This is a genomic window from Xenorhabdus bovienii (genome assembly GCF_024721015.1).
GTDB lineage: Bacteria > Pseudomonadota > Gammaproteobacteria > Enterobacterales > Enterobacteriaceae > Xenorhabdus > Xenorhabdus bovienii.
The window spans coordinates 15606-31449 of sequence record NZ_JANAIF010000012.1 but is presented as its reverse complement, the minus strand read 5'-3'; the positions used below and the strand labels follow the sequence as shown (position 1 = coordinate 31449).

Here is a 15844-nt window from a genome sequence, read left to right as displayed (position 1 = left end):
TTTCTGCCAGAAACAAAGTATCGACATCAAGGTATAATTTAGTTAATTTACCTACAATCACTCATTGATATATCTATTTACAGACAAAAGTTCTTATCTTGAGATGTGTTTAAAGTTCATTTTTATCCAGACATCAGGTTAATCAAAGTCAATAGTTCTTTTATTTTCAGGTAGAAGTATCAGGTTGGATCTTAATTATTACAAAGGAGAAATGAGTATGTCACACAGCCAAAATCGCTCCTCAGAAATTTCCTTAGCCGTTGATAACAACAATTCTCTTCTTCCTCATGCACACCCGTTGAGTTCTCCTCAGCAAGTCATCTGGCTCGATCAGGTTATCCATCCCGGTTCTCCCAATTACAATATCGGTCTTTTTACCTGCATCGACGGTGAATTGGATGAAGCCTTGTTCGCTCGTGCTTTTGAAGCCGTTGTTTATCGTCATGACACACTGCGTTTACAGCTCATCAACACCCACACCTTACCGCTGCAAAAGGTGACTGATACGCTCCCCGTGTTCATGGACATACACGATTTCTCTCCGCATATCGACGCAGAAGCCCAAACCAAACAACATATCGATGCCGAGTTTATGCGTCCGTTCCACTTGGATGGAGTGCTATGGCGTAGCGAATTATTACGGGTGAGCCATACACGCCGGTACTGGCAGTTTTGCTGTCATCATTTGATCATGGATGGTATTGGTTTATCCATACTCAGTGAAGATGTTGTCGATACCTACAATCGCCTAATGAGGGGAGAAACGCTGAACAGAACTGCTCCTTCTTATCTGAATTTCATTACGGATGACCGAGATTATCTGGCTTCTCAACGCTACTCACACGATTTGCAATTTTGGGTGAAACGCTATGAAAGCCTGCCGCCGCCATTGCTCCCAACTGCCAATCCCAACAAAGCCGCAAGTCACGGTCAAGCCAAACCTATTTTTTGGCAAATAGACAAGGCGCTTTTTCAACGCATCGAAGACACCGTAGCTCGGCAGGGATTATCCGTCCTGCATTTTATGTATACCGTTCTGGCTAGCTATTTCAGCCGGACGACGGGGGCGGATGAAATTGTCATCGGCATTCCTGTGCACAACCGCAAAAATGCCCAACAAAAAAACACCATGGGAATGTTTGCATCCGTTATTCCGATTGGCGTGACAATTTCACCAGAAGACACGTTCCTTGATGTCATGCACAAAGCCGCTACCGAATTGCGTCGTTGCTATAAGCACCAACGTTTTCCTATTGCAGAGATCAACCGACAAACACATATTCAGCAGAAAACGGGGCGTGTTCAATTATTTGACATTACATTGTCACTCGAACCGTTTAAAGCCAACCTGCATATGGCAGGAGAAGATACCAACATCCAATTTTTTGATATACACCATGGTGTACCCTATCCTCTTTCGATCATCATCAAGCAGTACACAACCGGTCTTGGCGATGACCTTCAACCCATCACAATTGAATTCGATTTCTCTACCGATTACCTGAGCACCTCAGAAGTCATGGCTCTCCAATCTCGTTTTGCCGTATTGATCGACGCCGCCATCACCGCTCTGGATACGCCGATAGTGAATTTGCCCATCTTGCCCGAGGCTGAACGCCAACAGATATTGGTGGACTTCAATGCCACTCAAGCCAATTTCCCGCAAAATGCATTAATTCATCAATTGTTCGAAGCACAGGTACAACGCAATCCTGACGCTATCGCCGTGGTCTTTGAAGGCCAATCCCTAAGTTATGACGAGCTTAACCGCCGCGCCAATCGTCTGGCCCATCATCTGATTGCGTTGAATGTGCGCCCAGACGATCGGGTGGCGATGTGTGTCGAACGCAGTCTGGATATGGTGGTCGGTTTATTGGGTATCCTCAAGGCCGGCGGGGCTTATGTACCGCTCGATCCGGCCTATCCTGCCGAGCGGTTGGCATATATGCTTGATGACGCAGCACCAGTGGCTCTGCTCACACAGACGGTACTGCTCGACACACTGGTCAGCAGAATCATACCTACGCTAGTGCTCAACAAGCCCGAATCGACTATAGCAACGCAACCAACCCACAATCCGGACGCGCAAGCACTCGGCCTGACGTCACACCATTTGGCCTATGTGATCTACACTTCGGGATCTACCGGACTCCCCAAAGGAGTGATGGTCGAGCATCGCGGCCTGAGTAATCTGATCTCGACACAGCAGGATGCCCTGGCAATCGAGCCAAGCAGTCATATCCTGCAATTTGCCTCAAACAGCTTTGACGCCTGTATCTGGGAATGCTGCATGGCACTTCTGGGAGGTGCCTGTCTCCATCTTGCCCAGCGCACACATCTCCTGCCCGGTGCAGCACTACTGGATACTTTGGAATCCCATGCCATTACCCATGTGTTGTTGTCGCCAACAGCGTTGGCTGCACTGGATTCCGTTCCTGTGACACTACAGACCCTGATCGTAGGCGGAGAAGCCTGCCCATCCTCACTGATCAAACGCTGGGCTACCGGTCGACGCATGCTTAATGCCTATGGGCCGACTGAAAGTACGATCTGTTCAACTATTTATCTGTGCGATAACCAAAAAGAAGGGACTCCGCCTATCGGCAGTCCAATCTCCAATACTCGTATCTATATCCTTGATCCGCATGGACAGCCCGTCCCCCTTGGTGTGGCGGGGGAAATCCATATCGCCGGTGTTGGCATTGCCCGCGGCTACCTGAACCGTCCTGAATTGACGGCGGAACGCTTCCTGCCCGACCCGTTTTCCGGCATGCCGGCAGCACGCATGTACAAAACCGGTGATCGAGGGCGCTGGCTGGCTGACGGCAATATCGAATACCTCGGTCGTAACGATTTTCAGGTCAAGTTGCGCGGCTTCCGTATCGAACTGGGAGAAATTGAGTCTCAACTGGTACAATGCCACGGCGTGCGCGAAGCAGTTGTCCTTGCCCGAGAAGACATTTCTGATGAAAATACACCGGGTGAAAAACGGCTCATTGCTTATCTGCTCGCCGAACCAAATGTGAAACTGGTGCCAGCGGAACTGCGCCAGCAGCTCGCACGGCACCTTACCGAATATATGCTGCCCAGCGCTTTTGTAACACTCGACACCTTCCCGCTAACGCCCAATGGCAAGCTCGACCGTCAGGCTCTACCTGCTCCGGATCAGATGGCGGTCGTAGCGCGCGGCTACGAAGCACCTGCCGATGAAATGGAAACGGCATTGGCTGAGATTTGGCAAATGTTATTGGGGCTGGAAAAGGTGGGACGTTATGACCATTTCTTTGAGCTCGGTGGTCATTCGCTAATGGCAGTGAACCTGATCGAACGACTGCGTCGTCGGGGCTGGGTTCTTGACATCCGTACCGTCTTCTCCACACCAGTGCTGGCCGAAATGGCGCAAGCAATGCTGCTTACTCAAGACAGTGCTGCCGCTTTCACCGTGCCACCCAATCTCATCCCTGACGGCTGTACCACCATTACGCCTGATATGCTGTCCCTGATATCCTTGTCCCAGCGCGAGATTGATACTATTGCCGCCAACATCCCCGGTGGTGCCGCTAATATTCAGGATATCTACCCACTCGCGCCATTACAGGAAGGTATTCTGTTTCATCACCTGTTACAACCGCAAGGTGATACTTATCTATTACGCAGCCTGCTCGCTTTCGACACACATGAACGCCTCACTGCCTTCCTGACAGCCTTACAACAGGTCATTAACCGCCACGATATTCTGCGCACCGCCGCCTGCTGGCAGGGATTAGCACAGCCAGTGCAAGTCGTCTGGCGTCAGGCCCCTCTGCGCACCGACACGTTTGTGCCGACCAGTGACAAGGACGTCCAATCTCAATTTCTGGCACACACCGACCCACACCAGCGGCGTCTCGATTTGCGTCAGGCTCCGCTTTTCTCCATCGATATCGCCCATGATCCGATCCAGAACGAGTGGTTGCTGGTTCTGTGCTTCCACCATCTGGTCAGTGACCATATCACCCTGGAACTTATCATCGCTGAAATCAGCGAACTGTTGCAAAATCGTGCCGAAAACTTACCCGCAGCACAGCCTTACCGCAATTTTGTCGCCCAGTCCCTGAGCGTACCGGCTTCAGAGCACGAAACTTACTTCCGTGAGGTGCTCGCCAGTGTGGATGCGCCAACCACTCCCTTCGGGATACTGGATGTCCACAGCGGGGATAGACAGGTGACGGAAGCCACGCATCTACTTGATGCGGTACTGGCCAGGGCCATCCGCACGCAGGCGCGCCGTCAAGGTATCAGTCCCGGTGTGCTGTTCCATGTCGCATGGGCGCAGGTGTTGGCTAAAACCAGCGGGCGGGATGATGTGGTTTTCGGTACAGTCTTACTGGGGCGTATGCAAGGGAGTGCAGGCATCGCTCGGAGCCTTGGCCTGTTTATCAATACCCTGCCCGTGAGGGTCCGGCTGGCAGGGAACAGCGTACAAACGACCGTGCAAACGGTCTACCGTAATTTGACGAGGCTGCTGGAACACGAGCAGGCACCACTTACGCTGGCGCAGCGCTGTAGTGGTGTGGTACCGTCCCTGCCGCTCTTCAGCGCACTGCTTAACTATCGTCATAGTCAACCAGAGACAACCTTTGCCGCGTGGGAAGGTAAAGGTATACGTCTGTTGGCAGAACAGGAAAGAACCAACTATCCTCTCACCTTGTCCGTGGATGATTTGGGTGAAGGCTTCCGGCTGGTTGCCCAGACCGTGCCGGGTATAGATCCGGCTCGTCTGGCCGCCTATATGACCACCGCTCTTACAGATCTGGTTGAGGCGTTGGAAACCGAACCTCAACGGCCGATCGTGAACCTCTCTATTCTGCCCGCCACCGAGCACCAGCAACTGCTGGTCGATTTCAACGCCACTCAAGTCGACTTCCCGCAGTATGCGTTGATTCATCAACTGTTCGAAGCGCAAGTACAGCGCACACCAGACGCCACCGCCGTGGTCTTTGAAGACCAATCGCTGAGTTATAACGAGCTAAACCACCGTGCCAATCGTCTGGCGCATCATCTAATTACGTTGGGGATACGCCCTGATGATCGGGTGGCACTTTATGTCGAACGCAGTCTGGCTATGGTAGTCGGTTTATTAGGCGTTCTGAAAGCTGGCGGGGCTTATGTACCGCTCGACCCGGCTTATCCCGACGAGCGGCTGGCGTATATGCTTGAAGACGCGACACCAAAGGTGGTACTAACCCAGAAGATGCTCGCCGATCGTCTGACCAGCACGGTGCCTACGGTTATGCCCATGATAATACTCGACAACCCAGGACCATTGATTGAGGCTATGCCAACCGATAATCCAGATGCGCGGTCACTGGGCCTGACGTCACGCCATCTGGCATACGTGATCTACACCTCAGGCTCTACCGGTCTGCCCAAGGGAGTGGCGATCGAACACCGCAATACGGTGAATTTCCTCACCTGGGTACAACAAGCTTTCCGCCCTGAAGAGCTAGCCCATACCCTTTTCGCTACCTCGCTCAATTTTGACTTAGCCGTGTACGAATGTTTTGCGCCTTTTATCTCCGGTGGCACGGTTCATCTTGTTTCTGATGCGCTTTCGCTGGTCACCAAAAAACCATCGGTCAGCCTAATCAATACGGTGCCATCGGCCATCACGCATTTGATCGACACTAACGCGATCCCTGCGGCTACCCGAACAGTCAATTTGGCTGGTGAAGCACTGAAACCGCACGTTGTCGAACAATTGTTTGCTTGTTCTTCTGTACAGGAGGTGTGCAATTTATACGGCCCTTCGGAGACGACAACCTATTCAACCTGGGTACGCATGAACCGGATGACTGGCTTTGTCGCTCATATTGGTCGCCCAATCGCCAATACCCAAATTTATATCCTCGACGCCGACAGTCAACCTGTCCCGCTCGGTGTTACAGGGGAAATCCATATCGCGGGTGCCGGTGTTGCCCGCGGCTATCTGAACCGCCCCGAACTGACGGCGGAACGTTTCCTGCCCAATCCCTTCACAACAATAGCCGGAGCGCGCATGTACAAGACCGGCGATCTGGGCCGCTGGCTACCCGACGGCAATATTGAATACCTCGGCCGCAACGATTTTCAGGTCAAGCTGCGCGGCTTCCGGATTGAACTCGGAGAAATCGAAACCAGATTGGTGCAATGCCACGGTGTGAGCGAGGCGGTTGTGATAGAAGACATTTCCGATGAAAATAGTGCAGGTCAGAAGCGTCTGGTCGCCTATTTGCTGCCTCAGGCGGGTGTTGAATTGGAACCAATGGCACTGCGCCAGCAGCTCGCGCAACACCTTGCCGAATATATGCTGCCCAGTGCCTTTGTGACGCTCGATGCCTTCCCGCTGACGCCTAATGGCAAACTCGACCGGCAGGCGCTCCCTGTCCCTGATTCATCTGCGGTGGTGACGCGTGGCTATGAAGCGCCTGTTAGTGAAATGGAAATAGCACTGGCCGAGATTTGGCAAGTGTTATTAGGGCTGGAAAGGGTGAGCCGTTACGACCATTTCTTTGAGCTCGGCGGTCATTCCCTGCTCGCGATCCAGCTTGCTGCACGAGTACGCCAGCGGCTGGCGTTGGAACTGCCCTTACCGCAACTCTTTGCCTACCCTGTCCTCGCTGATTTAGCTGCCGTACTCATCGGCGCATCAGTGGCCGCGCAAACCGTCATTCTGACCGCCGACCGCCGTCAGTCACTGCCGCTTTCTTTCGCCCAGCAACGCCTGTGGTTCCTCGCCCAACTCAATCCTAAGGCCAGTCTGGCCTACCATATCCCTACGGTTCTTCGCCTGCACGGACAGTTAGACCACACCGCATTTACAGCCGCACTCGACAACCTTGTTGCCCGACAAGAAAGCCTGCGCACACGTTTTGTCCTGATTGATGAACAGCCTTACCAGCAAATTGACGACGCGGATATCGGTTTTACCCTGATTTGTCAGGATCTGCGCGGATTAGACGAGGCTTCCCGTCTAATCCGTATTGACGAATTGATGGAACTCGAAACACAAACCCTATTTAATTTTGCCAACGAACCGCTGGTTCGAGGTCAATTGCTGCAATTGGCGGGCGAAGAACATGTGTTGATCCTCACCCAGCATCATCTCATCACCGACGGCTGGTCAGTGGGGGTATTGATCCACGAACTGAGAGCACTCTACTGTGCCGCGCTTGGGGAGCATGGTGATCCTTTACCGCCCCTGTCTATTCAGTATGCCGACTATGCCGTCTGGCAACACGAATGGTTGCAGGGTGATATTCTCACTGCGCAACGGGATTTCTGGCGAGAGCAACTTCAGGGCGCACCGTCGCTGCTGGCGCTGCCCATCGACCGACCACGCCCACCAGAGCAGCGTTACGCCGGCAGCCATGTGCCTGTCCATCTGGATGCTGACTTATTGACTACCCTCAAGGCGCTCGGACAGCGTCAGGGCACAACGTTATTTATGACCCTGCTTACGGCTTGGGGGATCGTGCTTACCCGTTTGAGTGGTCAGGACGATATCGTCATCGGCACCCCTGTCGCCAATCGCCCACGGAGTGAACTTGAGGGGCTGATCGGCTTTTTCGTCAATACCCTACCTTTGCGTATCGAATTGGGGCAGTGCAACGCAGTGGCGGAACTTAGCGTGGCAGAACTGCTCGCCCACGTCCGCGAGCGAGCGCTGGCGGCCTATACTCATCAAGACCTGCCTTTTGAACAAATAGTGGAAACCCTGCAACCTGAGCGTAGCCTGAGCTACAGCCCGATCTTTCAGATCATGCTGGCGCTGAACAATACCCCCACCCAATCCTTTGAATTACCCGGTTTATCCGTTTCGTTGGTTGAACAGACACATCGCAGCGCGCACTTTGACCTGACATTGTCACTCATTGAAACCGTAGATGACCTCAATGGTTATCTGGAATATGCCTCGGATCTGTTCGACCGTGCGACGGTTGAGCGCATGGTGGGTTATCTCACTCAAGTACTGACGGCCATGGCGGCCGATGAAACGCAAGCCATTGCCCGTCTGCCGATGCTGTCCGTTGCCGAACGTCAGCAGTTGCTGGTTGATTTCAACGCCACTCAAGTCGACTTCCCGCAACATGAGCTGATTCATCAACTGTTCGAAGCTCAGGTGCAACGCACACCGAACGCCCCGGCCGTGGTCTTTGAAGGTCAATCGCTGAGTTATCACGAGCTGAACCGACGCGCTAATCAATTGGCACACAGTCTGATAGCCTTTGGCGTGCGTCCTGATGATCGCGTAGCGATTTGTGTTGAACGGGGTTTGGATATGATCATAGGCCTGTTCGGGATCTTAAAAGCCGGAGCCGGTTATATCCCACTCGATCCAGAATATCCCACTGAACGGCTGGTTTATCAGTTATCGGACAGTAAGCCCGTAATATTGCTAACCCAGAAGCATTTACAGACACGTTTCTCAATACAAGACCTATCCATCTGGCTGCTGGATGATGAAATTCATCAAAATAGCGTGGCGAAACAGCCAGCGCATAACCCTGACAGCGAACAAATGGGGCTTCAGCCGCACCATTTGGCCTATATCATCTACACTTCCGGTTCAACTGGGCACCCAAAAGGCGTCATGCTGGAACACCACAATGCCGTGAGCCTTATTCATGCTCAATGCCAGATCAGTGAGCCCCGCTTGGGCGATCGTATTCTGCAATTTGTGACCATAGCGTTTGATATTTCGGTGTCGGATATTTTCCCTACCCTTGCATCGGGTGCCACACTGGTTCTACGTCCGCCCCATATCAAAATACCGAATATCACTTTTGTCGATTTCTTACGTGATCAAAAAATTACTATCATCAATATACCGACCGCCTTCTGGCACCACTGGGTACAAGAGATAATGGCAGGACGCGGTGGTTTCAGCCCCTATCTGCACACCGTCATTGTTGGCGGTGATAAAGTAGAATACCGCTATTTAATGGATTGGTTGTCGTGCCCAGAGACGCAATCCTGCCGTTGGTTCAACGCCTATGGCCCCACAGAGATAACCGTCACTGCCACGGCACTGATGATAGATGACAAACATACTCCGTCTATTACCGACAACGTTCCAATTGGTCGCCCGCTGTCCAATACCCGCATCTATATTTTGGATGCGCTCGGTCAGCCAGTTCCTGTCGGCGTGAGCGGCGAAATCCATATCGGTGGTATGGGCGTCGCCCGTGGTTATTCGAACCAACCGGAACTAACAGCAGAGAAATTTGTTGTCGATCCCTTCAGCGACCACCCCAACGCCCGCATGTATAAAACCGGCGACTTGGGTCGCTGGCGGACTGACGGCAATATCGAATATCTCGGTCGCAATGATTTCCAGGTTAAAATACGCGGTTTTCGTATCGAGCTGGGGGAAATCGAAACCAGATTAGTACAATGCCACGGCGTGCGTGAGGCTATTGTGCTTCATCGCGAAGTTTCTACCGGTAAAGAAATGCCGGGCGACAAGCGCCTCGTTGCCTATCTGCTCGCCGAACCAAATACGGAACTGGTACCAGCGGAACTGCGCCAGCAGCTCGCGCAGCACCTTGCCGAATATATGCTACCCAGCGCCTTTGTAACACTCGATGCCTTCCCGCTGGCACCTAATGGCAAGCTTGATCGTCAGGCACTGCCGATGCCGGATCAGGCGGCGGTCGTGACCCGCACTTATGAAGCTCCCGTCGGCGACATGGAAATAGCACTGGCCGAGATCTGGCAAGCGTTATTAGGGTTGGAAAAGGTGAGCCGTTATGACCACTTCTTTGAACTCGGTGGTCACTCACTAATGGTAGTCAGTCTGATCGAACGGCTGCGCAGCCAGGGTTGGATCATTGATATCCGTACCGTATTCGCTACACCCGTGCTTACCGAGATAGCGAAAGTGATGCAGATAGCCGGAGGTAACACGGCCACATTCACTACACCGCCCAATCTCATTCCTGATGGTTGTACCGCCATCACCCCGGACATGTTGCCTCTGGTGTCCCTGACGCAATCCGAGATTGATGCCATCACCGCTACCCTTCCCGGTGGGGCGGCTAATATCCAGGATATCTACCCGCTCGCCCCGTTACAGGAAGGCATGCTGTTCCACCACCTGCTGCAAACACAAGGGGATATTTATCTGTTACATATCTTGCTTACTTTCGACACCCGCGAGCGCCTTGATGCCTTTCTGACGGCTCTTCAACAAGTCATTGATCGCCACGATATTCTACGCACCGCCTTCTGCTGGCAGAAATTACCCCAGCCAGTGCAAGTTGTCTGGCGTCAGGCGCCCCTGCGCATCGACACCTTTGTGCCGGACAGCGACAAGGACATTCCTTCTCAGTTGCTGGCGCACACTGACCCATACCGGCACCGTCTTGATATCAGTCAGGCTCCGCTTTTCTCCACTGATATCGTTCATGATCCGCGCCAAGGTAAGTGGTTGCTGGCTCTATGCTGCCACCATATCCTCAACGACCATATGTCATTGGATCTCATCATTGATGAAATCAACGGACTGTTGCACCATCGTACCGGGCACTTACCCCCTGCACTGCCTTACCGCCACTTTATCTCCCAGTCCTTACGTGTACCGATGTCAGATCACGAGGCCTGTTTCCGTGAGATGCTCGCCGACATAGATGCGCCGACCGCACCTTTCGGGATACTGGATGTCTACAGTGGGGATAGACCAGTGACTGAGGTTACTAAACCACTTAATGCAGCACTGGCCAGAGCTATCCGAACGCAGGCGCGCCGCCAGGGAGTCAGTCCCGGCGTGCTGTTCCATGTCGCATGGGCGCAGGTGCTGGCAAAAATCAGTGGGCGGGATGATGTGGTCTTCGGGACAGTTTTACTGGGGCGCATGCAGGGAAGTGCCAACATCGAGCGGATTCTAGGTCTGTTTATCAATACGCTGCCTGTGCGGATCCAACTTGCAGGGAACAGTGTACAGGAGACCGTGAAAGCGGCTTATCGCAGTTTGACGCGACTGCTGGAACACGAGCAGGCACCACTGGCGCTAGCTCAGCGCTGTAGCGGTGTAGCGCCGCCCCTGCCGCTCTTCAGTTCACTCCTTAACTATCGCCATAGCCAATCGGATGTAACCCGCACCCTATGGGAGGGCATACACCTGACAGCTGCACAGGAGAGGACTAATTATCCCCTCTACTTGGCTGTGGATGATTTGGGTAAAGGCTTTCTGTTGGCGGCTCAGGCCGTACCGGGTATCGATCCGGCGTGTCTGATCACCTATATGACCACCGCCTTGGCGGGTCTGGTTGAGGCGTTGGAAACAGAACCTCAACGGCCGATCGTGAACCTCTCTATTCTGCCTGCCACCGAACATCGGCAGTTGCAAGATACCTTGATTCAGCACTTCACCCAATCCCACGGAGTGCGTGAAGAAACTGTCGTGACTCGCGGCTATGAATCCCCCATCGGTGACATGGAAACGGCACTGGCCCAAATCTGGCAGAAGCTGCTGAAACTGGAAAAAGTCGGCCGGCATGACAATTTCTTTGAGTTGGGTGGCCATTCGCTGACAGCGATACAATTGCTGGCTCGTATGTATGAGCAAAATATGGAGATTCCGTTAGCGGCGGTGTTCACTCACCCCACCCTGTGTGAGCTGGCTTCAACCGTGGGTAAGCCGACTTCCCCACTTGTCGCTGAGCTATGGACAAAATTAGCAAAGAATTTTTATTCTAAATAGCAGTGTAGTCATCGTTATCTTTTATCGGACAATGTAAATACGGGGCTGTTGAGTTACCAACAGCCCCTGAGCACTACATAGCGATATTTTCCATTACCTGCAAAATACGCTTATCCGAAATTGGGTACGCTGTCCCCAATTGCTGGGCAAACAGGCTGATTCGCAGTTCTTCTATCATCCAGCGGATCTCTTTCACTTCAGGCAGTTGTTTCTGCTGAATAGAAAGTTTCGCCAGCCACTGCTGCCATTGCCGTTGGATATTTTCAATCCGGCTCATGTGTACCCTATCCCTGTTTGGATCAATCGCCAATTTTTCCAACCGACGTTCAATGCCATTCAAGTAACGCAAAACATCCGCAAGACGTTTCCAGCCGTGAGAGGTAACAAAACCATTAAAAACTAAACTGGAAATTTGTTCTTTAATATCCGACAAGGCAAGCGCGAGTGCGATATCCACCCTTCCCTTCAAACGTTTATTAATAGAAAAAACCGTCGTCAAGATCTGCTCGACTTGTTTGGCTATATCGACCACTGCATCATTCAGATCAGCCCGAACTTTATTCTGCAAACTTGCAAATGCTCCTTCATTCCATGCGGGCCCACCATTTTCTGCGATTAATCTATCCACACCGCAGGAAATGCAGTCATCAATCAGATCCAGCACTTTTCCATAGGGATTAAAATACAGCCCAAGTTTGGATTTGTTAGGTAATTTCTCATGCAGGTATTTAATCGGTGACGGAATATTCATGAGCAGCAATCGACGAGTGCCTTCCCACATCGCATTTTGCTGTTCGGATTCAGTTTCGAACAGTTTAATACCGATGCTGTCTTTTTCATCCACCAATGCCGGAAATGCCTTAACAGAGTAACCGCCGCGTTTCTGCTCGTAACGTTCAGGCAACTCACCAAAGCTCCAGATATGCAGCCCGCTTTGTTCAATGCCATCATCCGCTACCGCCGAAAGTGTTTCCTGTACTTTCCCTTTCAATTGCAGTTTCAGTGCAGACAGATCCTTACCTTCCGCCAGCGGTTTGTTTTTCTCACCAATGATACGAAATGTGATTTTCAGGTGATCAGGAACCTGATCCAATTGCCAATCATCACGTGACACTGTCACACCCGTCATACGGCGGAGTTCTTTCTCAAAACTATCCAGTAAGGTAGCTTGCGGCTGTGTTACCCGCTCCAGAAATGCCTGTGCATAGTTCGGTGCAGGCACAAAATTCCGGCGTACGGGTTTTGGCAGGGATTTAATCAATGCAACGACCAGATCATGACGAATTCCCGGAATTTGCCAGTCAAAACCTTCATCTTTAACTTGATTTAGGATTGGCAGCGGAATATGTATGGTGACACCATCCGCATCCGTTCCCGGCTCAAACTGGTAACTCAAACGGAATTTCAAATTGTCTTGATGCCAATAGTTAGGATAATCCAAAGCACTAACTTTATCTGCATCACCTTTAATTAACATACTCTTTTCAAAGTTGAGCAGTTCAGGTTGATCTTTACTGGCAACTTGCCACCAGCGATCAAAATGTCGGGAAGACACGACTTCTTGACCGATTCGCTGATCGTAGAAACTGAACAAGGTTTCATCATCCACCAGAATATCCCGACGGCGGGATTTATGTTCCAGTTCTTCAACTTCTTCGCGTAACTTGAGATTCGCACGGAAAAATGAATGCCGGGTCTGCCAATCACCTTCCACCAACGCATGACGGATGAACAATTCTCGGCATAACATCGGATCAATCTGGCTGTAATTCACCAAACGCCCCGCCACAACCGGCAAGCCATACAAAGTCACTTTTTCCGTTACCATCACCGCACCTTGGGATTTCTGCCAATGCGGTTCGCTGTAGTGGTGCTTGATTAAATGTGCCGCTAATGGCTCGATCCATTCAGGCTCGATGCGCGCTGCAATACGCCCCCATAATCGGCTGGTTTCCACCAATTCAGCCACCATTCCCCATTTAGGTGGCTTTTTAAATAATCCAGATCCCGGAAATACAGAAAAACGGGCATTGCGGGCACCAGTATATTCCTGCTTATCGGTATCCTTCTGGCCGATATGAGATAACAGACCCGTCATCAAAGCTGTATGGATACTGCGGTAATCCGCTTCTTGACTGTTTATCGGCAGGCCAATTTCTTTAACAACCTGCCGAAGCTGAGTATAGACATCCTGCCACTCCCTCACTCTGAGGTAATTCAGATAGTCCTGGCGGCAAAGTTTGCGAAATTGCGAGCTGGAAAGTGCTTTCTGCTGTTCAACCAGAAAATCCCACAATTTCAGGAATGCGATGAAATCAGAATCTTTATCTGCGAAACGACGGTGTTTTTCATCAGAAGCCTGCTGTTTTTCCAGCGGCCTTTCCCGTGGATCTTGAATGGATAACGCAGAGGTAATGACCATGACTTCACGGACACAACCATGCGCCCTGGCTTCCAACACCATACGCGCCAATCTTGGATCGATAGGCAATTGTGCAAGTTGCCGCCCCATTGGCGTCAGCCGGTAAGTTCCGCCTGACAGGGATTCCGGATCAATGGCTCCAAGTTCTTCCAGCAAACGGACACCATCTTGAACATTACGTTTATCCGGCGCTTCAACAAACGGGAATGCGCTCACATCTCCCAAGCCAATGGAGGTCATCTGCAAAATGACAGAAGCCAAATTAGTACGCAGAATCTCAGGATCGGTAAATTCCGGACGAGATAAATAATCGTCTTCCGAGTAGAGCCGGATACAGATCCCATCTGAAACACGGCCACAGCGGCCTTTGCGCTGATTGGCAGATGCCTGCGAAATCGGCTCTATCGGTAGATGCTGGACTTTGGTTCGATAACTGTATCGGCTAATACGTGCAAAACCGGTATCAATGACATATTTGATACCAGGCACGGTCAGCGATGTTTCTGCAACGTTAGTGGCCAATATAATTCTACGCCCGACATGCGGCTGGAATATCCGGTTCTGTTCGCTGTTGGATAAACGGGCAAACAGGGGCAAAATTTCAGTATGCGGAAAGTTATGTTTATCCAGTGCATCCGCTGTATCACGGATTTCCCGCTCTCCGCTCATGAAAACCAGAATGTCACCTGAACTTTCATGCCCCAATTCATCTACAGCATCAATGATAGCCTCAAGTTGATCCCGATCACTGTCACTATCATCGCCTGCCACCGGGCGATATCGAACTTCCACTGGATAAGTACGGCCAGAGACTTCAATAATCGGTGCATTGTTGAAATGGCGGGAAAAACGCTCAGGATCAATAGTCGCGGAGGTAATGATAATTTTTAGATCAGGGCGTTTAAGCAACAACTGGCGCAAATAGCCAAGGATAAAATCAATGTTCAGGCTGCGTTCATGAGCTTCATCAATAATCAGCGTGTCATACTGCAGCAGCAGGCGATCTTGCTGCAATTCTGCCAGAAGAATACCGTCCGTCATTAACTTGACCAGCGTATTCTCGCTGACATGATCATTAAAACGTACTTTATAACCGACGGTTGAGCCAAGCAGAGTTTCCAGTTCATCCGCAATACGGCTGGCAACCGAGCGCGCCGCCAGGCGACGGGGCTGCGTATGGCCAATTAGCCCTTTACCCCCTCTTCCCAACTCAAGGCAGATTTTGGGGATCTGGGTTGTTTTACCTGAACCCGTTTCTCCCGCAATAATGACGACTTGATTATCCCGAATCGCTTTATAAATATCGTCTTTTTTCTGGCTAACCGGTAGGTTTTCAGGGTATTTGAGCGGAGGACATGAAACTTGACGATTGATAACTTTCTGTTTTGCCGTGACGATATCTTCAGAAATGGATTTTGCCACGGCCTGCAAAGAGGCCTGATTTTTGATTTTTGCTGCTCCATGCAGGCGTTTTTTTAGCCGGAATTGATCGCGCAGCGGCGTGTGCTCAAGTTCAGCGAATAATTCAGCAAATGATGCTGTCAAAGGTGATTCCACGGTGATAAATCCTTGTGATGTTCTTAATTGAGTAGCGCTGTCTTTATTCTCAACATCGCTTTTATTGTCAACACAATATCTTCTTATTGAAACACTGAATCTGAGAACCTATTTCAGTAAGTTAATAGGATAGATTCTTATTG

2 protein-coding genes are annotated in these 15844 nt (G+C 51.2%); one reads left to right on the top strand and one right to left on the bottom strand.

Annotated features, from left to right (window positions below; all coding sequences use genetic code 11):
• Positions 1 to 217: 217 nt before the first annotated feature.
• A complete protein-coding gene (locus NXS07_RS05380) occupies positions 218 to 11722 on the top strand; it encodes a non-ribosomal peptide synthetase (protein ID WP_258086312.1) in 11505 nt (3834 codons plus the stop codon).
• 73 nt (positions 11723 to 11795) lie between these two features.
• On the opposite strand, the gene hrpA is transcribed toward NXS07_RS05380, so the two are convergent.
• On the bottom strand, positions 11796 to 15701 hold the full coding sequence (hrpA, locus tag NXS07_RS05375) for an ATP-dependent RNA helicase HrpA (protein WP_414079667.1): 3906 nt from the start codon (positions 15699 to 15701) through the stop codon (positions 11796 to 11798).
• Positions 15702 to 15844 lie beyond the last annotated feature (143 nt).

What these genes read in the sequence shown, in the direction of transcription:
- NXS07_RS05380 (WP_258086312.1), top strand. Translation starts at nt 218, where the DNA reads ATGTCACACAGCCAAAATCGCTCCTCAGAAATTTCCTTAGCCGTTGAT.